This window comes from Coleofasciculus sp. (genome assembly GCF_046565525.1).
In the GTDB taxonomy this organism is placed as follows: Bacteria; Cyanobacteriota; Cyanobacteriia; order Cyanobacteriales; family Coleofasciculaceae; genus Coleofasciculus.
Map to the genome: position 1 here is coordinate 1 of NZ_JBKHUP010000083.1, position 23,125 is coordinate 23,125.

The window sequence follows — 23,125 nt, forward strand, 5'->3', positions numbered from 1 at the left end:
TGATTATGAAAGTAAATGTCAAAATGTTTTAGTATATGTATCAGCATTTAGTCCAGAAACTCAATTAATTATTAAGTCAGAAGGATTCGAGAGTCAAGAGAGTTCAGAAAATGCTCAAGTCCGCAGTATGATTAGAAAAAGCGGGTTAGTAAATAAAATTTTTACTCTAGATGCTCTCCATTGCAGTCAACAAACTACTCGCACAATAATTGAAACTCAAAATGATTATTTGATTACGGTAAAAAGGAATCAAATAAAATTGTACAATTGTCTTAAAGAGTTAACGGAAAGAGAAAGTCCAGTAAGCGAATATGAAAAAAAGGATGTAAGTCATGGCCGCCAATTAACTCGAACAGTATCTGTATTTAATTCAGAAAGTTTGAGCAACCAAAATCATCCCAATCTTCACCGTGTAATTCGTGTAAAAAGAAAAGGAGTGCGGGACAAAAAAGAATGGAATGAGACATTATATTATATAAGCAGCAAAAAATTAACGGCTCAAATGTTCGCCGAAAAAATTCAACAACATTGGGGAATTGAAAATCAAGTCCATTGGGTAAAAGATGTAGTTTTCCAAGAAGATAATTCAAGAATCAAAGATTGTGTGGTAGCCGGAAAATTTTCTTTATTGATAACCTTAATCATGAATCTTTATCGAATTTGTGGTTTTGTGTCAATTAGTCAAGGACAAGCGTGGTTAGGAAAACATTGGCAAAAAATGTTGCTCGCTTTAACGATTAATAGATTTAAGGACACTAATTTTGATAAAAAAGAAAACAAAAAAAAAGACAAGCTAAACCTGGGAATGACGAATCGGCAAGAAATTCAGATTTTTTATAGCTATAGATTAAGCCAAGAGTTGGTCTGAAAAATATTTTTGAATAGAGAGAATTGAACCTCGCCAAAAAAACGGTTTTGAGAAGCAAAAATTTTGCTTTTATTGTGGTATTTTTTGTGAAAATGAAAACCCCCTGCTTTTGAAGGGGGATTTAGGGGGATCTAAACTGTGAAGTACTGCTAACATCCATAACGAAAGTCAATCGGGGAAAGACTTTAAGCTTAAGTTGACACGGATGACCGACGTGCGCCCAGAAAACGTGAGTGAGTAACCGCAATGAGGTTTACGAAAATCCTCGCTAGAATCCTCATGCAGCCGATGTTTCAGATAGTGGAGTTCCCACAAACTAAATCCCCGCAAGGGGACTGAAACATTGATAACCTGGGTTGTCTTCAACTACGAACCTATCCTATTTCCGATTCGTTTTGTTCCGTTTACCTTTCCGTTTACCTTTAGATTGGCGGACAATCCCTCGCAAAAACTGACCAAAATCTGTAGTCCTACCAATATCAAAATTTTGATCGCCAAAATGCTTGATTAATTCTTCCTGATACCTACGATGTTCTTGGGGTATCGAACCTTTTAATTTAATAAATGCTTTGGCAGTTAAATTTGAAAAAGACGATGATTCATTTAATTTTTGCCTTAAAAATTTATCCGTGTTACAAACTTGCTTAACGGCTCTCCCTAAATCGCTCCCTTTTAATTCCACAAAACAAATCATCCTTTGATTGTCTTTAGCATAAAATACAATCAAATCACAAATATTTTGATTATCTTTATCAATCCCTAATAGCTGACGAAACTTACAATTCGGGTTAGATTGGTCGTCTATCGAGAAAAATAAAACAGTTTCGCCACTTTCAGGTTGCAAGCTGATCTCAACGCCACTTTCCTTATAATGCGTTTGACCAGGAAGAAAACACTCAGTTAAGAGCAAAGTATTAAAAGGCATTATTTATCGAGCTACTGAAATTGGAATTGATAGACATTATCAAAAAATGTTGGCAATGTCATCAGACACATTAGCAAAAGTCTGCCAATTAATTCGCCCTGCTTCATCCAAAATATTTTTAGCGGTTCCCTCTTCAAATAAATAGACAGAAACTTTCTCTTGAGGAATAAATGCCTCTGTCCGCTCTAAGTAAAATTTATCCTTGATACTCTCTTTGTCTTCATATTTTGCAGCTTGCATGAGATTGACCAAGTGATCGACAATGTAAGGACTATGAGTTGTAATTAATACATTCAGGTTAGCCTCTACCAACATCGCTAAAAATTCAATCATTTCGACTTGCGCCGCTGGATGTAAATTCATTTCGGGTTCATCGATAATCAACCAGTGATCAGGTTCAACCCAGTAGCGCAAGCAAAGGACTAACGGTGTCAATTCTTTGACCATCGAAGAAACCACTGGCATTTGCAATTTTACGGAGTCTGAAGCCTGAAAGAGCAGTTCTTTCCCTAAGCCGGAATCTTCAAAATCTACATTTCCTTGTATGATATCCTTTTCTAATAATTTAGCAAGTTCAATATAAGTAGAAATCTCTGGATTTTCTTTAATTTCTTTCTCTCTATCAGTCCAATCTTTGAAATAAGACCAAAAAATCATTGTGATAAAACTTTTTAATGATTCACCTCCCATTATCGGTGAACTTTTTTTCTGGATTTTTGTCTGCTCAAGTTCTTCACTGGCTTTTTCACGGCTCTTTTGGAATTCATTGAATTCAGAGTGCGAAAAAGGAACGGTTATAAACGTTGTTCTTTCAGTTGGAAATAAATAAATGCCTGCTGAGTATAAAGCGCTATGGACTTCCACAATAATTCTTTTAATTACAAACTCTTTAATGGCTCGTTCAGGAAGTTTTTGTAAAATACTGCCTTTAGATTCAGATAGAGTATAAAAATATAAGATAGAGTCATCCTCTTCTTTTAAAGCACTGAGCAGAGCAGCTCCGCTTTGAGGGCTAACAGAAAGCTGTTGTTCAAAAAAGGTGTGTTGCAGTTTATCCAAAACCTCATCTTTAGTTCCAGCTAGACTAATTTTTATTTGTAAATCCTGGAAATTGACTCGTTCCGTCGCCATAAATTCTGGCATCCAATTGGGTGCTAAACGAGCAACGTCATTGATATAGAGTTCAGCATAGTCACGGGCAAACTGGACTATATCAACCTGAGCATTTCCTTCCGCCAAGATTTGGGCGATCGCGTTATCGATTGGCGGATAAGCTTGGGTTGTTTCTCCTTTAATATAGGCTTTTAAATACTGCGACAATCCATAGCCTCCTAAAATAGATGCCAATGTATAGGATGTCCAAGTTTTGCCCGTGTTATTTTCACCAATAAACACAGTCAGTGGCTTTAATTCAATCTCGGCTTTTTGAATAACGCCTAAATTAACCAGTTCTATTTTCATGACAGGTTTGAGTTGACTAAGTTATCCTCGATTGTCGGAAAGGGCGGAGACGTTCCGAACGTCTCTACTTCATCGTATCTACGATGTCGTCAACCCGCCCCTACACCCCGGATTTTGATCAAATCACTACCCTTTACCCTTCCATCTCATCTACCAACTTGGGCACCCCAGCCGTTAACACCTCATTCCCCGACTCAGTAACCAAAACATCATCCTCAATCCTGACACCAATCCCGCGCCAACGTTCGGGAATCTCAGGTTGACCTTCTACCGGTTTAATATCTAAGCCAATATACAATCCCGGTTCCACCGTCACCACTTGACCCGGTTCAAAGGTTTGCCAGGATTCTTCCCCATTCTTATATACCCCAGAATCATGAACATCTAACCCTAACCAATGTCCAGTACGATGCATATAAAAAGGTTTATATTTCTCCTCCTTAATAATTTCCTCGATATCTCCCACCAGTAAACCCAAATCCATTAATCCTTCCACCAATACGCGCACGGCTGTATCGTGAAATAGATTATAAGGCTTTCCCGGTTGCACCTGTGCGATCGCGTCTTGCTGCGCCTTCAATACCAACTCATAAATAATCCGCTGTTCTTCGCTAAATTTACCCCCAATGGGAAACGTGCGGGTAATATCGGCATTGTAATACTCATAAGCACAGCCCGCATCAATCAACAACAAATCCCCAGTTTCCATCTGGCGGGTATTTTCCACGTAATGCAAAATACAACTATTCACCCCCGACGCCACAATCGACGGATACGCCGGACCCAACGCCCCCCGTTGGCGAAAAATATGTTCGATTTCCGCCTGAATTTGGTACTCATAACATCCCGCTTGGGCAAATTTTCGGGCATAATTATGAGCATCTACAGAAATCGCCACCGCTTGGCGCATCATCTCCAACTCAGTTGGACTCTTCACCAAGCGCATCTTCTGGAGAAGCGGATTTGTGGACTCAATCGCCATTGGACCCGTTCCCCGCTTGGGATAGGTTCTCATCAAGGTTTGCCAATGGGTGAGGATGGTTTGATTAAACTCGCGATCGCGCCCTAACTGATAATAAATCCGATCTGCCTTCTCTAAATACTGAGGTAACTTCTCATCCAGTTCCGTAATCGGATACGCCTCATCCGCGCCATAGCGTTCTTTCGCCCCATCAACCCCCGTCCGATACCCTGTCCAAACTTCCTTTTCTGGATCTTTGGGTTGGACAAACAGGACAAAGCGGTGTTCAGAATGGTGCGGCGCTAACACCGCCACGGCTTCGGCTTCATTAAACCCCGTCAGATAAAAGAAATCACTATCCTGACGAAAATTATATTCCACATCATTATGCATCACCGCAACCGGGGCGCTGCGGAAGATAGCCGTCCCCTTACCAATCTGACTCATCAACTGTTCGCGGCGTTGGCGATACTCGGTTTGTGAAATCATCATTATGTTTCGCTAGCTTTTGGGTAGACAATTAACCCCAGAACTGATATTTATGGTTAGAGTTTTATTATCCTTACTCTAGTCAATTCCGGCAATGCACCAGAGAACCGCAGGAATTTGACGACCGTTTTAGGGGCATTCTACTGGAATTTACCGTTCATCGTTCCGGGTTGATTGGTGATTACCATGAACCCCGTCACTTGGTTTTTACCCAGGAGTACGTCCTCTCTTGCCAACCCAGAACAGGTGAACGGAGAACTCAATCCAGCGTAATACATCGTATTACCTAAACGCAACCATTTTTGAGGCAATTATGGCACAATTTCCCCTGCAAGACACAGATCAGATCACCCATCCCCTTGTCCAAGATACCTACGCCGAAATTAGCGCCGAATTGGGATTTGGTATAGTACCCAATTTATTCAAATCCATGGCGATTCGTCCCGAGTTTTTATCCACCACCTGGAAACAGTTTAGATCCACTATTTTAAAAGGCACTATTCCCCGCACGATTAAGGAAATGATTGGTGTGGCTATCTCCCAGGCAAATAGTAGTGATTATGCGCTGAAGGTTCACCTACACAGTTTATCCGCATTGGGAATTAGCGAACAAGTATTACAAATGCTTGTCAGCGACTTTGACAACTGTCCTTTACCCGAACGCGAAAAAAGCGTAATTCGCTTTGGCTTGCTCGCGGCGACGAAACCCCAGCAACTCAGTGATGCAGACTATCAACACCTGTACGAGTTGGGATTAGATCAATCAGAAATCTTTGAACTGATTACCACCGCTAACTTATTTACCGCTATCAACCAATATACCGACGCGATCGCTCTAGAAATTGATACCCTATAACAATAGGGGATGAAAGAGGTTTGAGTTTTTTGGGGCGGGTTGAGGAATTTATCGGGTTTGTCTCCCGTAAGTAGCCAGCAAAACCCGCTCCCAACACTAGCACGAATTCCCAAACTTATCGATAATGAATCATAAACAAGTGAGATATATAGACGCGCCGTGGCTTCCCCTATGATGGGATGAGGGATAGGAATGAGTTTTTCTTTATTTGCCAGCAGTAATCATCAGCTCGAAGCTCAGGATCGGGAAGAACTCCTCCAAACTACCCGACAGTTGCTGACTCAAATCCAGGCGCTTTCATCCCGAATTTCCGCAGTTAATGAAATTGCTAATTCGATTAACCGCTCCTTGAATTTAGAAGAAATATTACAAATTCTCAGTAAACAAGCGAAGTGGTTATTAGACTTTCAGCATTGCAGTGTCTGTCTCAAAAATGACGATGGTACATTTCGCTTAATCACTCTGTTTGGTTCCCAAATTCCCTGCCAGGATTGTCCCATTTGCGAAAAGAATCCAATCATTTTTGCTCTCAAAACTGGACAATCTCAACTCAATCCTCCCGATGCCAACGATACATTTTTATCTGCATATCCCTCTAAAATTATTCTGCCCCTAACTAGAGATGATCAAGTTATCGGTTCGCTAAATTTTGCCACGAGCAAACCCTCAGCCTATTCCCAAGAAGATTTACGCATCGGCTATTTACTGGCGGTACAATTAGCTAGTGCGATTCGCAATGCTAGATGTTTTCAGGAAATGAAAAGGCTGTTGGCAGAAATGAACGTCCTTTACTCGAATCTGGAAGGAGAACGACGTAAATCTGACCAACTCTTGTTAAATATTCTCCCTGAACCCATTGCCCATGAGTTGAAAGAAACGGGAAAAGTAAAACCTGTTTATTATGATTGTGCTACCGTTTTATTTACCGACTTCAAAGGATTTACCAAAATTGCTGAACAATTATCACCGGAAGCGCTGGTTCAAGAATTAGATTATTGTTTCTCGTTTTTTGATTTAGTCAGTGAAATTTATAAACTGGAAAAATTAAAAACGATTGGTGATAGTTATATGGCAGTCTCTGGTATTCCCGTCGCCCAATCTACTCATGCTATTGACACGGTTCTAGCGGCTTTACAAATCCAGGCTTTTATCCACTGGCGACAAATTGAAAAGATGCAGAATAATGAACCCTATTGGGAGATTCGGATTGGCATTCACTCAGGTTCCTTACTCGCGGGTGTGATTGGACGCAAGAAGTTTACCTATGATGTATGGGGGGATACTGTGAACATAGCATCCCGAATGGAATCATCCGCGATTCCGGGAACGATTAATATTTCCCAATCGACATTTGATCGAGTTAAGGATTTTTTTGAGTGTGACTACCGGGGAAAAGTTGCGGCTAAAAATAAAGGAGAAATTGATATGTATCAGGTTAAACGACTCAAACCCGATTTTGCCACGGATTCTCTCGGTTTGGTTCCTAATGAGAAGTTTAATCGGATTTATTCTCGAATTTCTAGTCTAGCGGTCTAATAACAAAGTCCGCGCAGGCGGACTTTGTTTGTGTAGCAGCGATTTCAATCGCCGTTGCAAAAGGGGATAATAAAGGCGGATTTGGTATTAGTCTCAAAATTCCATCGGGGCGGGTTTAGTCACTTATGGGTTAGGTCAGAAACGATAGGAGTAAAACCCGCCCCTACACATTCAAATCAATTAATGTCGGTGATTATTACTATAATGAAATCTCGCCCCAGCCCACTGTAGTTTTTCCCGTAAGGTTTTGTAGTAGGAATTATTTTCGCGTAGAATGATAAACTTGGCATAGCAATCTGCCTTACGCACATCCACCCGTTGTCCGGGCCAAATCGGTGTTGCCATTACCCCATCCATCCACAGTTTAGTGTTGAGTTCATAATCGCCGAGGGGCCAAATGCTGACAACAGAACCCGCAGGTAGGACTAAGGGACGACTGGATAGACTTAAGGGACAAATTGGCGTTACCGCGATCGCTTCCATGCCATCATGGAGAATCGGACCGTTGGCAGATAAGGTATAACAAGTCGAACCGGTTGGTGTGGCGACAATCAATCCATCCCCTTGATACTGATCAACCACTTCTCCGTCAATTTCCATTTCTAGAATCGAGGTAATCATGCGATCGGCTGAGGCGGGTTTGACGCACATTTCATTCAGCGCCAAATAGCGATCGCTAACGGGTTCGAGATTGGTCCCTGTGGCAAAGCTATGCTGGCGGGAATCCCCTTCAAATAGAAGGGCTTCGATCATCATGCGTCGCTGCACAGCATAGCGATCTTCGATAATCCGATCCCATATCTGTTCGCTCTCCTTGAACGCCTCAAAGGGTTCTGTCAGAAATCCCAGATGTCCGCCAATGTTGATCGCCAAAATCGGGATACCTGCGGGGGCTAGGTGTCGTGCGGCGGCTAAGGCGGCGCCATCCCCTCCCAGCACCACCGCCAGATCGATGTTCTGCATCACGGATGCCAAAAACACAGGATAGGGATTATCCTTGGCACTACTCGGTCCAATTAGGACATGACAACCGCGTTTTTCTAATTGCCGAGCGCATTTTTCCGCCCAAGCTTGACCTTGGGAGTCTCTGGCTTTGTGGACGATAATCACTTGTTTTAGCTGCACGGTGACCTCATTACTGACGTTTGAGAGATGTCCTCGATGAGAAAGCGATCGCACGGGTGGTTAATCCGTCTCAATTATCCATCCTTATTGTCCGGTTGTCAGAACCGGGGAATCAAATGTACGGGCGAAGCATTTGCGGAGTAAGGTGAGCGGTTTGTTGCATAACTATAGAGCGCAAATGCTTCGCCGGAATCGAATGTACGGGCGAAGCATTTGCGGAGTAAGGTGAGCGGTTTGTTGCATAACTATAGAGCGCAAATGCTTCGCCCCTACTGATTACTTTAATGGCGCGTTCTTGACAGTTTAGCTTGACAAATATCACGAGATAGAGTAATAGCTGTAATTTCTGGCTGGGGACGTTCAAAAACGGGATGATTTTTTAGGCGATCGCACGCCACTTGCAAGCCAGTTTGCCAATCCTGCGGTTCTGGTAATATCCTCACATCCCACAAGCGTACCGTTTTATCCTCACTACCACTGGCAAGTCTTTCACCATCTGGACTAAACCTCAGCGATCGCACAGCACCTTGATGTCCCCGTAACGGTTCACCCCGTAACTGACCCTGAGCATTCCATAAGCGAATTGTACCATTGCCACTACCACTGGCGATCGTTTCCCCATCTGGACTAAACGCCACCGCAAAAACCACTCCCTGATGTCCTCGCCAAGGTTCACCCATTAACTCACCTTGACGATTCCATAAGCGTACTGTCCCATCTCGTCCCCCACTGACAATCCTCTCACCATTGGGACTAAACCCTAGGTCAAACACCACACCCTCATGTCCCCGGAACGGTTTACCCAAGGGTTGACCCTGACGATTCCACAAGCGGATTGTCCCATCCCCACTACCACTGGCGATGGTTTCTCCATCGGGACTAAACGCCACCGTAAAAACGACTCCCTGATGTCCCAGAAACGGTTGACCGATGGGATTACCTTGGCGATTCCACACCTGAACTGTACCATCTTTGCCGCCACTGACTAGGAATTGACCGTCTGGACTCCAAGCTATTGAGGTGATCCAATCCTGTCCCAAAAATGGCTGACCGAGGGGTTGACCTTGAACCGTCCACAAGCGAATTGTACCATCCCGGCTACTACTAGCAATCACCTGTCCTTGAGGACTAAAAGCCACCCCTGTCACCTCATCTTTATGTCCGGGTAAGGATTGACGAATTAAAGGGTTCTGTCGCGTCCACAGATGAACCAAACCATCCTCGGTTCCACTGACTATGATTTGATTATCGGGATGAAAATCGACAGCCTGAACCGCTGATTCATGGTCTAAGCGATCGCGTTCTCTCGCTACTTCAATGGCTTGCCAAAGACTGGACGCAATTGGCTTATCTACTTGCTGCAATTTAGCATAACTTTGAGCCGTTGTTTCAATTGCCAGTAATAATCCCTTAATGGGTTCCACCGGGAGCAAGTTTTGCACGGTAGCCGCATTTTTATATAACTGTTCCCGTTCAGCGATTTGTGCTGTTTTATACCATCGGCTCATCGCCATCCCAGTGGTTAGACTCAATAGCGCGATCGCGATGACTAATCCTCCCCTAGCAAAACCCCGTCGCGTTCGTTTGTGCTGGATACTCTGCTGAATCAGGTCTTGTCCTAAAGGGGATAAATTGAGATAATCTCGATAATACTCTGCCTCAGTTAGGGTTAATTCCGATAAGATTCGGTTGGGTTTTCCTTGAGTTTGCCACGCAATCGCTGCGGCTTCAATTTGTTCCTGTAGTCTCATCCCGTGGCGTTTTTCTTCGACCCATTGCTGGAGTTTTGACCAATGCTGAATTAGGGCTTCGTGGGCAATTGTTACGACGGTTTGATTCCATTTCCAGGAGTGAGTGACGATTAAACCCCCATCGATTAATTCTTGCATCACTGATGTAACTGCTTTTGTTGAATGGCGATCGCCACTATCCTTGACCGCATTTGTTGATGAAGACGTTTCTTTTGTAGAGACGTTGCATGCAACGTCTCTACACAGCGCGTCTCCAGATCCCCTAACCTCTCCCTCTACTTTGCCTGATCCGGTGTTCCCAGACATAGTATGAGAGGTTAGATGCAGCGTCTCTACAGATTCAAATTGGTTTCCAGATTTTCCTTGAAAACTCAGAATTAACTCAGATGGGTCTAATTGTCGCGCCGTAACTTGACTGTTTTCACTCAACTGGATTAACGCTAAAAAAATGTCTTTGGCAATTTTTTGTTCCTTCGTTGAAAACGATTGATAAACGCGGTTTGCGTGTTTTTCTATTGCCCCTTGCAGCCTACCCCACCGATAATATTCTGCTACCATTAACCGATTCACTGGACGCCGTTGCCACAGTTGAGTTAACATAAACTGGAGTAACGGTAAACTGGCAGCATTCTCTAAATCCCAGAGGAGTTGAGTGACTAAATCTGACTCAATATCTACACCCACTTGCTGGGCGGGTTTAATAATAGCGGTTTCCAATCCTTCCTTGGTCATTGGGGTTACGGTGACCATAAGCGCCTGAATTTTTTGCACCAGTTGGGGATAATTCGCACAATTGCTTAAAAAATCTGTTCGCATCCCTATAACCAGACAAAGTTGATTCTCGGTGCGTTCTAATCCACCCAACAAACAATCAAAAAACTGTTGTCGTTCTGTTTCATCCCGACAGCAGGTAAATACCTCCTCAAATTGATCCACCACCAACAATAACCGCCGTTCTCCAGCCACTGTCCGCAGCACAATCCCTAATCCTACTCCCCCCATTTGGATCAGTTTCATGGTTTGTGTAAACTGATAGTCACGTTCGGGGTTATGGGGATTGACAAAGGATCGGGCTAAATTCTCAAGGGGATGTTCACCAGGTTGAAAAATCAAGGTCAGCCATTCCTGAGTCCCTGATAACCGTTGTCCCCGTTTAAGCTGATGCAAAAGTCCGGCGCGAATCAGCGAAGATTTCCCACTCCCACAGGTTCCAATTACCGCCAGGAAATTGTTTATGCGTATATGTTCGAGGAGTTCATCTGTTAATGTTTCTCGTCCATAAAAATACTGGGTATCTTCGTTTTTGTAGTCAAAATAGGCTAAACCTTTATAGGGACAAAACCGTTCAGGTGCGCTGGGGGGTAAAGCGGGTAAAGATTCTAGATCGGTTTGACGATTACGGATTAACAGAATCGGTTTCCCGGCGTTAGCAAAAATCAGGGGAGGGGATAATTGATTAATTAAATCGGTTAGGGTATAGTTTGTCACCCAGCCAGGGGGATGGTTTCTGGAATCGAGTCCTAATAATAGAATGGACGCCAACTGACTGTAATGATTCGATTCAGTCTGATTTTTTAATTTATCCTTTTCTCCCCATCTCCCTATCTCCCCATCCCTTTGTGACTGACAGGTGGCGATAAAACAACGACTGTATCCCTGACCCCGATATCCCGGATCAGCTTGGGTGAGGTCAAACTTTTCATCGCTACAATAGCAATCTAACCAAATAATTTGCTCTCGAACTGGACTTTGTTGCAACAAATTACGCAGCCAGGACAGAGATAATCCCCAGTGACCCCGATTTGGGTTAACATCGCTGGTGGCTAAGAAACTGGTTTGTAGGTCTTGATTTTTGTAGAGTCCATAGCCAGAGAAATATAGCACAACTGTATCGGGAATCCTGTTTCCGTCTGGGAGTAAAAGTTGGACTAATGCGGTTTCAAGTTGAGTCTGGGTAACTCGAATTGGGGTAGTTGAATCGACAGGAGTGTTGGAAGCTGGAAGTCGCCTGACTTGGACATTACCGCGATCAATCATGAGTTGCGCGATCGCATCCGCATCCTTCGCCGGTGATGTCAAGTTTTTCAGGTGCTGAGTATCGTAAGTATTAATCCCAACGATCAAAGCCTGTCGATTCATAAGAAGTCGTCAATCCCTGTCAGCAGCATCCCGTTTTTCGGGCTAACTTTAATTGATTCAGAGATTGTGCTTCTACTCAGGACAATTAGGGGAGTTACTTAGAGAATCAGAAGTTCTGTTGAATAGGAATGAAATCAGACCCTACAGGCAGGCACATTTTCCCATTATGAAGTAAGTATCCCAGAAAACCACCGCCCTTGTCAATAGCTCAAATCGGGATTATTTCAGTCATCTTGCACCCCTGCTATCTTAGAGGCACATCAGTTTATTGCTCAGGAACTATAGCGCTCCTCTGCCCAAGGTTCACCTCGGCGGTGATAACCATTACGTTCCCAGAACCCCGATTCCTCGTGGTCAAAAAACTCTAAACCATTAATCCACTTCGCGCTTTTCCAAGCATACAGGTGCGGTACCACTAAACGCACCGGACCCCCATGTTCTGGAGGTAAAGGTTCACCGAACAGGGTATGGGCAAAAAAGTTATCCTCACGCACAAACTCGTCCAATGTCAGATTCGTGGTGTAGCCGCCATAGCAATGTTGCAAGACATGGGTAGCTTTCGGGTCAAGTTCCACCTGACTCATAAAGTCAGTTACCCTGATCCCCGTCCATTGCACATCCAGTTTTGACCAACGGGTCACACAATGAAAATCCTTAGTAAAATCATGTTGAGGCATTGTCATAAAATCTGACCAACGCCAAGTCTTGGGTGTAGCTAAACCCCAAACCCGAAATTCCCAGTCATCAATGTTGACTTGGGGAGTATTACCATAGGTTAGAACCGGGAACCCCTTGGTCAAGAATTGACCCGGAGGCACGCGATCGCTCTGTTCCGGTTCCGGTTTTTGGAAAAATTTTCCGATCATAGTTTAACCTCACTCAACGACTTAACGCTGCGACCTAGAGAGTACCAGAGGTATCATGCTACCTCTGTACTCCCCCATCTGTACTCCGTCAACAGAGGTGTTCACTTGCCTTGTCCCACCCTGCACTAGGCTTCTTCTTCCTCTTCTTCTTCACTCGGATAGACAAACGTCGAACGTCCACTCAGAACTGCCTTCCCAAGAGAGAGGGCTTTCTGGGCTTCCAAGGATGCCTTGCGCCTCCAGTTAGCCCTGCGTTTGTCTCGTTTTGACTTTGATGTTTTCTTCTTTGGTACAGCCATGGTCGTCAGTTCACGAATTTTGCACAACCTTTCTATTGTATGCCAAAGCGTGGGTATTTGAAGCCAAGCCTCTGCCGGAAGCTACGTTACTGCAATGTTAAACTGAGTAAGCCAATGTAAAGATTGTACAAAGATTGGGGAAAGCTCTAGACACAGGGATGGAAAACCCCTCAAAATATAATTAGTGTAAAAAATTCTTTTCACCCTTAGACTAGGCTCAAAGCCTAGTTTTGACTTGTAACTAAAAGCTGTTTTTATGGATAAGTTATCGGTTTCAAGCTTTCCTGAGCGACTTGCACCCGCCTCTACAGTATAACGTTTGACTTCCCAGGTAGCCGTACTGGTCTATGTAAAGGAATCTGCCACTCGTTTAATCGTTCACTCACTTTTTAACTTATGTTTTCCATCTACATTCTCACCCACAACGAAGAACTAGATATTGCCGCTTGTATTGAATCGGCACAGTTATCGGATGATGTCATCGTGGTAGATTCCTACAGCACAGACCACACGGTAGAAATTGCCTCCCGCTATCCGGTTCGTATCGTGCAACATCAGTTTGAGAGCCATGGCAAGCAACGAACCTGGATGCTAGAAGCTATTCCCACGAAGTATGAATGGGTTTATATCTTAGAAGCAGATGAGCGGATCACCCCTCAACTGTTTCAAGAGTGTTTAGCGGCGATAAAACGCCCAAATGCGGTTGGCTATTATGTGGCAGAACGAGTAATGTTTATGGGGAAATGGATTCGCCACAGTACCCAATATCCCCGTTACCAAATGCGTTTTTTCCAAAAAGGAAAAGTTTGGTTCACAGATTACGGTCATACGGAACGGGAAGTTTGTGCTGGAGCAACGAGTTTTCTGCAAGAAACCTATCCTCACTATACCTGTAGTAAAGGCTTGAGTCGTTGGATAGAAAAGCACAATCGCTACTCCACCGATGAAGCAACTGAGACACTCCGTCAGTTACAACAGGGAAACGTCAATTGGTGGAACTTATTCTTTGGTCGCTCGGAAGTCGAACGGCGTCGAGCGCTCAAGGATTTATCCCTACGCTTACCGTTTAGACCCCTGTTACGGTGGATTTATATGTATTTCTTCCTCGGTGGTTGTCTGGATGGCAAAGCGGGAATGGCTTGGTGTACCTTGCAAGCCTTCTATGAATATTTAATTTTGCTTAAAGTCCAAGAAATGAAGCAAATGCCACCGTCTCACATGTCGCCAGCTCATCCAATGACTGTCATACCAGATGTTAAGACTTCTGAGGTATCCCATAATTATCATCTACCTCAAACTCAACGGACATTAGCGTCCATCATTAAACCCTGAGACAAAGATAGAGCTACCCCAATACTGCTCGGTTAAGGAAGGTTGTCCATCGAAGCAGAGGGAGCAGGGGAAGCAGGGGAAGAGAAGACAGGCTTATCCGAGCAGTATTGAGACCTACCCCATTTTATAGCTACTCAGTAATATATCAACAAACTATTCTCCGTTTAGAGATTTTATCTCGATTCGGAGAATAGTTTATTTTATGTAGGATGGGCAAGGATTTTGCAGTTGTTGGCATTAAAGTTTAAATGCCGAACACCATACAGAATCGGTATCAGTTAACAAAATTGATGTCCAGGGACTTACAGCTTGTCGTGGGGGAAAAATTTATTGGGGGTTCACAAAGGGAATCAAAACCATGAAGACTTGATGTTCTCCGTTGATTTCTAATGACATCTCTTCAGGTTTTTGAATAAGATTAAAACAACTGAGCAAAGGTAAGGTTCAGCATCTAACCCAACAGAATTGCTGAAAAGCCATACCTGAAACGCAGCGCCCATTACACCATTTAATTGTTGACATGAACACTAAAACTTTTTCGCGTTTAAGTAAATTGGTAGCCCCCTTATCAATGGCAGCGACGATAGTACTAGCGCTATCTACCCAGGCGAGTGCAATTAGTCTTGCAAACATTTTTGAATATAACTTATTTATGCTAGGGGATGTGAATCAGAGTAATACTGATTCTGAAGGGAAGGTCGCCATTGGTGGAAATGCCACATTCACAAATTTTTATGCGGGAATGGAACTTCCGAAAGAGGGAAACAATGGCGATGTCTTAATTGTTGGTGAGAATTTAATCTTTACCAACGGTCAAGTTCGAGGTAATACGGTTTATGGGGAAACAGCAGAACTGACCAATGTAACCCTGCAAAATGGGGGGACGCTGCGCCAAGATAATCCCATTGACTTTGCTGCAGCCAGTCAGGAATTACGAGGATTATCTCAATTTTGGGGAGGGTTAGAGGCTACTGGTACGACAGAAGTAACATCGTGGGGTGGAATTACGTTAAATGGTTCAAATGAAAACCAGAATATCTTTCATCTAAGTGCGTCAGATTTAAGCAAGGCTAGCGGCTTCAATCTTAATGTAGCTTCAGGTTCGACTGCCATCGTAAATATTAGTGGACTCGAAGCATCATTACAAAACTTTAGGTTCAATATCAATGGTGGTATTGATCAGCGACAGAAAGTCATCTACAACTTCTATGAAGCCACGAACCTGTCAGCCAGTGGCATAGGAATTGAAGGCAGTATTTTGGCGCCTACCGCTACTTTCAACTTTAACAATGCTCAAATTAACGGTAACTTAATTGCCGCTTCGCTAACGGGAGGGGGACAATCCAATAACTATCTGTTCAATGGCAATTTACCTGAACTAATAAGAGCGCCTCAAGCCAGTGAAGCCGTTCCTGAACCCGCGACATTAGCTGGGTTAGGATTAGTCGCGGCTGTGGGTATTGCTTCTCGCCGTAAAGATAAGCATAAAGTCTAAGACTGTTAAAGGTGAGTTGAGCAATTGGCTGCGATAACCAAAACGATCGCCTTATCCCACCTCAGCCACTCCAACCCAAGTCCATTTTTTCATGCACTCCTCACACTATCATCCCTGACTTTCAGTCGGGGATTTTTGTATCACCATAACTTGTATGACTCCTAAGGTGTTTCTTTCATCCATAACGGGCGCGATCGCGGATTCAGATATCTGACACTATAGTTTTTAGCTACTGATGATGAGAACGCAAGGAGTGCGGAACCTCTAAACCATGAGCGTTCATTAATGATTCATCCGCCATAACCTGCTGGGGAGTTCCATCAGCAATAATTCGTCCTTCATTGAGTAAAAGCACGCGATCGCACACTTCGATAATCAATTCTAAGTCATGGGAAGAAATCAGAATCGTTTGCTGAGCGGTTTGGAGAAAGTTGATCACGCGACGACGATAGCGCATGTCTAGGTTAGCGCTGGGTTCATCGTACAGAACCAATTGGGGACGCATGGCTAACACGCCCGCGATCGCGACCATGCATTTCTCACCTCCAGAAAGATTGTGCGGTACCCGTTCTGCTAGGGTTTCCACACCAGCCAGAGACAGCGCATTTTGAACCCGATGGTTAACCTCATCCTCTGACATCCCCATATTCTGTGGACCAAAGGCGACATCTTCCCATACTGATGGTAATAATAACTGATCGTTAGGATTCTGAAACACTAAGCCAATTTCTGGGCGAAACTCACCCACAACAACGGGTTTTCCAAATAAGTCAATGTCTCCAGAGTTTGGTGTTAAAATACCGCAGACTGAGAGGAATAACGTTGTTTTACCCGCACCATTGGGTCCAATTAAACCGACTCGTTCTTCAGGATATATATTAAAATTGATGTCTTCTAAAACCTCAGGTCTATCTGGATAGGAGAAACTCAAATCAGAAACCGCGATCGCCGGTTCTCTAGCACTGTCTGGGTTAGATACAAGTTGTTGTTGTGGTCTCATAATTCGTCATTCGTCATTTGTTTATGTCATTCGTCATTGGTAAGGATTGGAGAAAATTTTTCCGGTTACTACCGCCTTTCTACCAAAATTTCAGCAACGACGAACCCAAGGGCGATCGCCAAGGTGATCCCCACCGCAATTAAATCCCCACGAGAAACCCGATTTATGCTACTAGGCGGTTTACGATGTTTCAGGGTATAACCGTACCCTCGTAATATCATCGCTTGATAAACCTGCTGGGATTGGTTGTAACTGCGAACCAATAAGCTACCCACCAGAGACGCCAGCACATTCAGATTACGGCGAGACAAACGAGTCGCCCGAAACCCCCGCAATTGCATCGCCCGTTTCATTTTGATTAAATCTTCACCAAACTGTTCGATATAGCGGTACGTCAACAGCGTCATATCCGCCAGTACCGCCGGAAGTCCCAGCGATCGCATGGCTTTGACAGTACTCAAAAACGGGGCTGTACCAAACAGAATTAAACTCACGGTGAGAATACATAAAAATCGAGTCGCAATCAGCGCTAGCGCCACGATTCCCTCTTTATATAGACTCAAAATACCTATCTGAACGATAACCTTACTACCCACGGTAAACGGTAAAAGCAGAGTAATCGCCAGCAAAAAAAAACCAGGGTAGCGCAGCCGCGATCGCAAAAACGAGAGGGGTAATCTGGAGAGGCGATAATACACCAGCGTCACGATCAACAGCCCTGGAAGCAAACTCAAATGTTCAACGAATGAAAACGCAAAAATTAAGCTAAATAAGCCAATCAGTTTACAACGGGGTTCCCAACGATGAATCGAAGAGTCTAAATTGGCATAAAAATCCAGTCCGTGTTTCATCAACTCTCCAACAATTCAGGTTTGACTTGTTTCAAAAACAGAGCCACGGCTGTCGTAAACGCGCCCTCAATTGCCATGAGTGGGATATGAGCCAAGACTAACCCGGAAATTGCTGTTCGTTCGGCTGACACATCTATAGTCGCGGGAATATTAGTAATCACTAAACCAAAAAATATCAGCGTAGCTATACCTAAACCTCCCGCCCCCCCGATAAAGGCAAACAAACCCGTTACCACCCGATTATCTTTATCGAATAGTAGGCGAAATTGAAATAGATGATACGCCAAAAGTGCCGGTACGCCAAACATCGTGGCGTTTACCCCTAGCGTGGATAAACCACCATGCTGAAACATAATCGCTTGAAAGAATAAACCGATGAGAATCGCTGGAAACGCATAATATCCCAACATTGTACCTAACAACCCATTCAGAATCAAATGGACACTCGCTGGTGGGATGGGGATGTGAATCCAAGAGGCGACAAAAAAGGCGGCTGTGAGTAGGGATGCTTTGGGAATATTCTCTTGGGGATTAGGATCTCGGTTAATTTGACGTAGGGAGTACCAAGTGAAACCTCCTGTCGCTGCGTAACCTGTAATACATACAGAAGCAGGTAGGATACCGTCAGGAATGTGCATGATTCTCGTGTTAAGTTTTAAATGTTCCAGACGTGGGTTTGAAGCGTCTGTAAAGGCGGGTTTCACTATTATCGTTGTTTTTATCCTGATATTACTAAACCCGCCCCAACTTAAGTTTTACGTTTTGAGTGCGATAATTCTTTTACCAATGAACAATCCACAATCAACCATCTTAACTGTAATTGTGCCAACCTACTTAGCATGTTTTGTCCTTTGGGAAAAATAGAGTGCTGTACCGACAAACCCCCAGATCACCGCAACCGCCATAACCACAATTTGAACGGGTGTGAAAGAGCCACTCTTAGATTGAATACTCATCACTTGACTATCGACGGTGTTCTCTGTTGCTGATTGATTCTCACCCATAGAAATAGTAATCAAATCACCGTGACCCGCTTGGCGAACCTGAACCGCCCATTCTCCCGGTTGTGAGCGTTCAGGAACAAAGACAAAGCTACCATTTTCGTCGGTGGTTCCTTGCAACCAAGGAGTAGAAGGATCTTGGGGAGAGTAAACCGTAACTTGGGCATTGGACATGGGTTCGCCGTTATCAAAAGCCGCATCAATTTTAATCGCCTGCGTGGTTTCATAGTTAATCTTGGCACCATGAGCCGTAGCTTTAGCTGACCAGCTCATCATTAACATTAGGATAAGGGGGACTAACAATTTCCTCTTCATCGCTCACATTTTCTTAATGTCTTAGAAACGGTTGAAACCCAGTTCGTGACCCATAACTCATCTTTATTGTCCGTGATGATTTTCCTTATCGCAAAAGGACATAAGACATAAGACATAAGACCAATTTAACTCGATTTGTTGGCAACGGTTTGGATTTCTTCACAGTGACCCTCACCGACGTGACCTAAACTGGGAAGAATTTCCTGAAGTTTCTGGTATTCTTCTGGGGAGAGTCCCGACTTGAGCTGCTCTTGGTCTAACTCTAGTGTGCCATCGTTGGCTAGAGTCGCTAGCGGCTCAAACCCCAACGCACCGGTATTAATCTCATCATCAGCGGGGGCGTCGGCGTCTCCAAAGAGGTGGTCAAAGTGGAACGTGGCTTCCAAGTCGGCGGTATCACCTTGAGCCAGAATTCCCTTGCGTTCGTCGCCGACAAATTCCCCACAGACAAATTCTAAGGGCTGATTTAGGGCAATAGTAAAGTCAATGGTTTGCCCGTCTTTCTCGGCTGTTCCCATCATCACCAGGGTTTGACCTTCAGCCGGTCCCTCCTCGGCTTTTACCATTTTCCAGGATAAAGCATTATATTGTCCGGCAGGGGCATCGGCAACTTCTTCCACGAGAATGGGTTCAGCATCTTCCCCACCTGCGGCTAAATCAACGGTGTGGGTTTTGTCCAGAACCACTTTTTCTTTCGCTTGCACTTTACTACCCGCCTCAGCATTGAACGGCGGATCACTTTGGTAAGCGGTGATATCGGCTAAGTTGACGTAAATATGGTCAAAGGAGATTTTCCAGCCGTCTTTTGACGTGAAACCCTGACGGACAAAATCTTCTCCATTCGCCCGGATTTCTAGGGTTCCACTCCCTTGACTTGCTTGAGTTGCACTCTGAGGTTCTGTTTGTGTCTGAGTTTCGCTGGTGGTTTCACTCTGGGAACAGCCCATTAGGGTTCCCGTTGTCAAGACCATCAGACTCGCGAAAATGAATAGTGGTTTCTTCATTGATTGGCTTTAGCGGTTCTCATACTATACCCAATTAAATCCAACAAGTTTTCCTAATAATTTGCAATACCCCTGGAGGGCATCTTTTGGCAAACGGGGAACAGGAAACAGGGAACAGGAAACAGGGAACATGAGTTATTGTTCTCGCTTTTTGATTAAGTCATCTGATGGATTTAGCGGTGTACGGTAGACCCTTGAAATCGTTTAATACATTGACAACTGAGTGACGCTTTTTCCACCCCTTCATTTTGCCAAAAACCTTGCCATCAGGCATGATCGTTCCTTGGAAGATAGCGCTTTGGAGATGCGCTGAACTCCAATGAGAAGCCGCCCGGGTTTTACAATCAACAATGAACCATGAACAAAGGACAAATCCCCAATCACCCTTTCCCGGTTAGCCAATAGGTGAGCATTTCTCCTTTTCCCTTAACCTCAATGATCCCGCGTTTTTCCAAGATATATTTATCCTTTAACCGTTCGTAAGTTGCCTGAGTGACTTGAATTCCCCCAGAAATTCCTTGAGATTCCATCCGCGAGGCGACGTTTACCGTATCCCCCCACAGATCATAAATAAACTTTTTCATACCGATAACTCCAGCAATCACAGGTCCTGTGTTAATACCAATCCGCAGTTGAAACGCTTCCCCGGTATCCATACGAAATTGAGTAATCACTCGTTGCATCTCTAATGCCATATCCGCGATCGCTTCAGTATGATTGAGTCTAGGTACAGGTAGACCACAGGCAACCATATAAGCATCACCGATGGTTTTAATCTTCTCCAACCCATACTCCTCAGACAGCAAATCGAACGTGGAGATAATGGTTCCGAGTAATTGAACCAATTCCGTCGGTGGCATTCGGCTTGATAAGGGGGTAAACCCTACAATATCTGCAAACAAAATCGTCACATCGTCGAATTGTTCAGCGATGAGGGCTTCCCCATGGTACTTGCCTAAGGTACTGTGGTTTTGTTTCAACTGCTGTGCGATCGCCTCTGGCAAAATATTTAATAATAGGCGTTCTGACTTTTCTTGCTCCGCCCGCAAATCGGCTTCTGCTTGGAGGCGTTGCTTCTCAACTTCAATGCGCTGGGTGATATCTTCTAATACTCCTAAAACGCCAACAACCTTACCTTGGGCATCATGGATGGGGATTTTACTTACATCTAGCCAAACCGTTTGCCCATCGATGGGGGGTTTTTGTTTGGTTTCGACAACATGGAATTCGGCTTGATTCCGGGTAATAACCCGCAAATCTTGCTGGCGGTAGAGTTCAGCAATGTCTCGACTGGGAAGTAAATCATAGTCTGTTTTCCCCACCACAACCTCTGGATTTTCTAGCCCTGCTGCCTTTGCCCAATTTTTATTGCAACCGAGAAAGACTAAGTTGGTATCTTTCCAAAAGACTTGTTGGGGGATATTATCGATAACTAATCGCAAATATTCTTCTTTTTCTCTCAAGGCTGCTTCAGCTTGCTTGCGTTCTGTCACATCTGTGCCAATTGAGAGAACTTCAATTAATTCACCCTCTTCATTGAAAATCGGTTTATTCGCCCAAGTCACCCAAACCGTTTCCCCCGTCTTGTGAATTGTCTCCACGGTTCTGATCCGGTAACGTTCTGGACGTTTGCGGATAGCTCGAATCAAAATAGACAGCATCCGCTGCGATCGCGGCGTATTCGGGACGAGAGTTCCCACCAGATTGCTATTGAGCAGTTGATCGTTATCATAGCCAAAAAATTCCTGACCATAACGATTGATGAATTTAATTTGCCCTTGAACATCCCACCGCAAAATAATGCAATTCGGGGTTTCGACTAAATCTCGATACTGCGCTTCACTTGCTCGCAACGCTTCTAGGGTTTGTTGATGTTCGGTAATATCCCGCGCCACCCAGACAACGGAGTCTTTTGAGATGGGTGAAATACTGGCTGAAAACCAAACAGTTCGATCAGCCAAGGTGAGACGATACTCAACCTGAACCCTCTGCTGGCTGTCTAAGGCTTGGCGAATATAACCGACAAACTGATCCGCTTGCGATCGCGCCAAAAGATCATACTCAGTTTTGCCCAGCATAGCTTCGACAGGTTGACCTAACAAGTCTGGATTTGTCGAGACAATTTTCAGATAACGTCCTTGGCGATCTTTGACGAAAATCAGTTCCGTCACCGCATCAAATAAGGCACGTAATTCTGATTCAGAGTTGAGGGAATTTGTCAAGCCTTTAGACCGTTGACTGAAGTGTGAGATCGACTGACGTATCCCAATAAAGATCAACCCAGCGAGTAGGGCGACTAAGCCAAAAGCCCCCAGACAGACAACCAGGATATGACGGGTATAGAGATAAATTGCTGACCAATTGGTCATGGTTTACCGAAAAATTGGGTCTAAAGCTTCGTCCTTTAGGACGACTTTGTGTTAGAATTAACTTAGAGGAAAGGGTATTAAACCTCTTGTAAAACCCTAGCCCGAGAGGCATCGCACCTTGAAAACTAGACTTAGAGGGTTCTGTACAGGAAGGCTGGTACAGGTAAAAAGTCTAAGCAACAAGTACCAGAAAAGACATTCTTTCTTGTTTTCAATAGTACGATAGGGCATATCGAAACGAGCTTCTGTAATGGAGCAAAACGCTTCTTCCAGAGATGCTCCTAGTTGAGTGAAATAGGACCCCTGTTTCATAGTAAGAGCGCTTGATGAAAGAAGAATCCTGACGCCTAAAGGCGTGAGGAGTGTCAAGGTAACATCGGTATACATCACCGATCAGGCTTGCCTGTGAATAGTTGCTGAGAAAGATGCTACCCCGATTAAATCTGACACCGTTGCACTGGTTCGGTTCGATATGCCCTTCT

The 23,125-nt window shown here is 44.2% G+C and carries 19 protein-coding genes; 5 read left to right on the forward strand and 14 right to left on the reverse strand.

Features of this window, described 5'->3' with window-relative positions:
* Nucleotides 1-868 (forward strand): ISAs1 family transposase (locus tag ACLGGO_RS25505; protein WP_446421372.1); only part of this gene is annotated, 868 nt, incomplete at its 5' end.
* 379 nt (nt 869-1,247) lie between these two features.
* Here ACLGGO_RS25505 and ACLGGO_RS25510 read toward each other — a convergent pair.
* The 4 genes from ACLGGO_RS25510 to ACLGGO_RS25525 form a co-directional block, all read right to left on the reverse strand.
* Nucleotides 1,248-1,793, reverse strand: a complete 546-nt coding sequence (locus tag ACLGGO_RS25510) for a hypothetical protein (protein ID WP_446421373.1) — start codon at nt 1,791-1,793, stop codon at nt 1,248-1,250.
* Between the two features lie 39 nt (nt 1,794-1,832).
* Nucleotides 1,833-3,254 (reverse strand): AAA family ATPase, encoded by a 1,422-nt coding sequence (locus tag ACLGGO_RS25515; RefSeq protein WP_446421374.1) that lies wholly within the window; start codon nt 3,252-3,254, stop codon nt 1,833-1,835.
* A 133-nt stretch (nt 3,255-3,387) separates the two neighbouring features.
* A complete protein-coding gene (locus tag ACLGGO_RS25520) occupies nt 3,388-4,707 on the reverse strand; it encodes an aminopeptidase P N-terminal domain-containing protein (protein WP_446421375.1) in 1,320 nt (439 codons plus the stop codon).
* A gap of 137 nt (nt 4,708-4,844) precedes the next feature.
* Entirely contained in the window at nt 4,845-4,982 is a 138-nt protein-coding gene (locus ACLGGO_RS25525; RefSeq protein ID WP_446334537.1) for a hypothetical protein, read from the reverse strand.
* A gap of 35 nt (nt 4,983-5,017) precedes the next feature.
* Between ACLGGO_RS25525 and ACLGGO_RS25530 the strand changes: the two genes are divergently transcribed.
* Both ACLGGO_RS25530 and ACLGGO_RS25535 read left to right on the forward strand, forming a co-directional pair.
* Complete coding sequence (locus ACLGGO_RS25530; protein WP_446421376.1) at nt 5,018-5,560, forward strand: carboxymuconolactone decarboxylase family protein; 543 nt, start codon at nt 5,018-5,020, stop codon at nt 5,558-5,560.
* Nucleotides 5,561-5,752: 192 nt separating this feature from the next.
* Nucleotides 5,753-7,096: an adenylate/guanylate cyclase domain-containing protein gene (locus ACLGGO_RS25535; RefSeq protein ID WP_446421377.1), complete on the forward strand. Its 1,344-nt coding sequence runs from the start codon at nt 5,753-5,755 to the stop codon at nt 7,094-7,096.
* Nucleotides 7,097-7,276: 180 nt separating this feature from the next.
* Here the strand turns inward: ACLGGO_RS25535 and ACLGGO_RS25540 are convergent, their stop codons facing one another.
* From ACLGGO_RS25540 to rpmF, 4 genes are all read right to left on the reverse strand, one after another.
* Nucleotides 7,277-8,221 (reverse strand): NAD(+) kinase, encoded by a 945-nt coding sequence (locus tag ACLGGO_RS25540; RefSeq protein ID WP_446421400.1) that lies wholly within the window; start codon nt 8,219-8,221, stop codon nt 7,277-7,279.
* 281 nt (nt 8,222-8,502) lie between these two features.
* Nucleotides 8,503-12,111, reverse strand: coding sequence for an nSTAND1 domain-containing NTPase (locus ACLGGO_RS25545; protein WP_446421378.1), 3,609 nt, complete (start codon nt 12,109-12,111; stop codon nt 8,503-8,505).
* A gap of 272 nt (nt 12,112-12,383) precedes the next feature.
* Nucleotides 12,384-12,977, reverse strand: coding sequence for a sulfite oxidase-like oxidoreductase (locus ACLGGO_RS25550; protein ID WP_446421379.1), 594 nt, complete (start codon nt 12,975-12,977; stop codon nt 12,384-12,386).
* A 125-nt stretch (nt 12,978-13,102) separates the two neighbouring features.
* Nucleotides 13,103-13,276, reverse strand: coding sequence for a 50S ribosomal protein L32 (rpmF, locus tag ACLGGO_RS25555; RefSeq protein ID WP_446334543.1), 174 nt, complete (start codon nt 13,274-13,276; stop codon nt 13,103-13,105).
* A gap of 396 nt (nt 13,277-13,672) precedes the next feature.
* Here rpmF and ACLGGO_RS25560 point away from each other — a divergent pair, with 396 nt between their 5' ends.
* Both ACLGGO_RS25560 and ACLGGO_RS25565 read left to right on the forward strand, forming a co-directional pair.
* The gene (locus ACLGGO_RS25560) at nt 13,673-14,608 is read left to right on the forward strand and encodes a glycosyltransferase family 2 protein (RefSeq protein ID WP_446421380.1); all 936 of its coding nucleotides are present in this window, start codon (nt 13,673-13,675) and stop codon (nt 14,606-14,608) included.
* A gap of 571 nt (nt 14,609-15,179) precedes the next feature.
* Nucleotides 15,180-16,103 (forward strand): choice-of-anchor A family protein, encoded by a 924-nt coding sequence (locus ACLGGO_RS25565; RefSeq protein ID WP_446421381.1) that lies wholly within the window; start codon nt 15,180-15,182, stop codon nt 16,101-16,103.
* A 229-nt stretch (nt 16,104-16,332) separates the two neighbouring features.
* Here the strand turns inward: ACLGGO_RS25565 and ACLGGO_RS25570 are convergent, their stop codons facing one another.
* From ACLGGO_RS25570 to ACLGGO_RS25595, 6 genes are all read right to left on the reverse strand, one after another.
* A complete protein-coding gene (locus ACLGGO_RS25570) occupies nt 16,333-17,103 on the reverse strand; it encodes an energy-coupling factor ABC transporter ATP-binding protein (protein WP_446421382.1) in 771 nt (256 codons plus the stop codon).
* Between the two features lie 68 nt (nt 17,104-17,171).
* A complete protein-coding gene (gene cbiQ, locus ACLGGO_RS25575) occupies nt 17,172-17,954 on the reverse strand; it encodes a cobalt ECF transporter T component CbiQ (protein ID WP_446421383.1) in 783 nt (260 codons plus the stop codon).
* Entirely contained in the window at nt 17,954-18,592 is a 639-nt protein-coding gene (gene cbiM / locus ACLGGO_RS25580) for a cobalt transporter CbiM (RefSeq protein ID WP_446421384.1), read from the reverse strand. Before cbiM ends, cbiQ begins: the two co-directional genes overlap by 1 nt.
* Before the next feature lie 192 nt (nt 18,593-18,784).
* Nucleotides 18,785-19,237, reverse strand: coding sequence for a carboxypeptidase regulatory-like domain-containing protein (locus ACLGGO_RS25585; RefSeq protein ID WP_446421385.1), 453 nt, complete (start codon nt 19,235-19,237; stop codon nt 18,785-18,787).
* A gap of 158 nt (nt 19,238-19,395) precedes the next feature.
* Nucleotides 19,396-20,274 carry a DUF4382 domain-containing protein gene (locus ACLGGO_RS25590; protein ID WP_446421386.1) on the reverse strand — a complete coding sequence of 293 codons (879 nt, stop codon included), beginning with the start codon at nt 20,272-20,274 and terminating at the stop codon, nt 19,396-19,398.
* A gap of 380 nt (nt 20,275-20,654) precedes the next feature.
* Entirely contained in the window at nt 20,655-22,643 is a 1,989-nt protein-coding gene (locus tag ACLGGO_RS25595; protein ID WP_446421387.1) for an adenylate/guanylate cyclase domain-containing protein, read from the reverse strand.
* Nucleotides 22,644-23,125: the final 482 nt, after the last annotated feature.

What these genes read in the sequence shown, in the direction of transcription:
- ACLGGO_RS25510 (WP_446421373.1), bottom strand. Translation starts at nt 1,793, where the DNA reads ATGCCTTTTAATACTTTGCTCTTAACTGAGTGTTTTCTTCCTGGTCAA.
- ACLGGO_RS25515 (WP_446421374.1), bottom strand. Translation starts at nt 3,254, where the DNA reads ATGAAAATAGAACTGGTTAATTTAGGCGTTATTCAAAAAGCCGAGATT.
- ACLGGO_RS25520 (WP_446421375.1), bottom strand. Translation starts at nt 4,707, where the DNA reads ATGATGATTTCACAAACCGAGTATCGCCAACGCCGCGAACAGTTGATG.
- ACLGGO_RS25525 (WP_446334537.1), bottom strand. Translation starts at nt 4,982, where the DNA reads ATGTATTACGCTGGATTGAGTTCTCCGTTCACCTGTTCTGGGTTGGCA.
- ACLGGO_RS25530 (WP_446421376.1), top strand. Translation starts at nt 5,018, where the DNA reads ATGGCACAATTTCCCCTGCAAGACACAGATCAGATCACCCATCCCCTT.
- ACLGGO_RS25535 (WP_446421377.1), top strand. Translation starts at nt 5,753, where the DNA reads ATGAGTTTTTCTTTATTTGCCAGCAGTAATCATCAGCTCGAAGCTCAG.
- ACLGGO_RS25545 (WP_446421378.1), bottom strand. Translation starts at nt 12,111, where the DNA reads ATGAATCGACAGGCTTTGATCGTTGGGATTAATACTTACGATACTCAG.
- ACLGGO_RS25550 (WP_446421379.1), bottom strand. Translation starts at nt 12,977, where the DNA reads ATGATCGGAAAATTTTTCCAAAAACCGGAACCGGAACAGAGCGATCGC.
- rpmF (WP_446334543.1), bottom strand. Translation starts at nt 13,276, where the DNA reads ATGGCTGTACCAAAGAAGAAAACATCAAAGTCAAAACGAGACAAACGC.
- ACLGGO_RS25560 (WP_446421380.1), top strand. Translation starts at nt 13,673, where the DNA reads ATGTTTTCCATCTACATTCTCACCCACAACGAAGAACTAGATATTGCC.
- ACLGGO_RS25565 (WP_446421381.1), top strand. Translation starts at nt 15,180, where the DNA reads ATGGCAGCGACGATAGTACTAGCGCTATCTACCCAGGCGAGTGCAATT.
- ACLGGO_RS25570 (WP_446421382.1), bottom strand. Translation starts at nt 17,103, where the DNA reads ATGAGACCACAACAACAACTTGTATCTAACCCAGACAGTGCTAGAGAA.
- cbiQ (WP_446421383.1), bottom strand. Translation starts at nt 17,954, where the DNA reads ATGAAACACGGACTGGATTTTTATGCCAATTTAGACTCTTCGATTCAT.
- cbiM (WP_446421384.1), bottom strand. Translation starts at nt 18,592, where the DNA reads ATGCACATTCCTGACGGTATCCTACCTGCTTCTGTATGTATTACAGGT.
- ACLGGO_RS25585 (WP_446421385.1), bottom strand. Translation starts at nt 19,237, where the DNA reads ATGTTAATGATGAGCTGGTCAGCTAAAGCTACGGCTCATGGTGCCAAG.
- ACLGGO_RS25590 (WP_446421386.1), bottom strand. Translation starts at nt 20,274, where the DNA reads ATGAAGAAACCACTATTCATTTTCGCGAGTCTGATGGTCTTGACAACG.
- ACLGGO_RS25595 (WP_446421387.1), bottom strand. Translation starts at nt 22,643, where the DNA reads ATGACCAATTGGTCAGCAATTTATCTCTATACCCGTCATATCCTGGTT.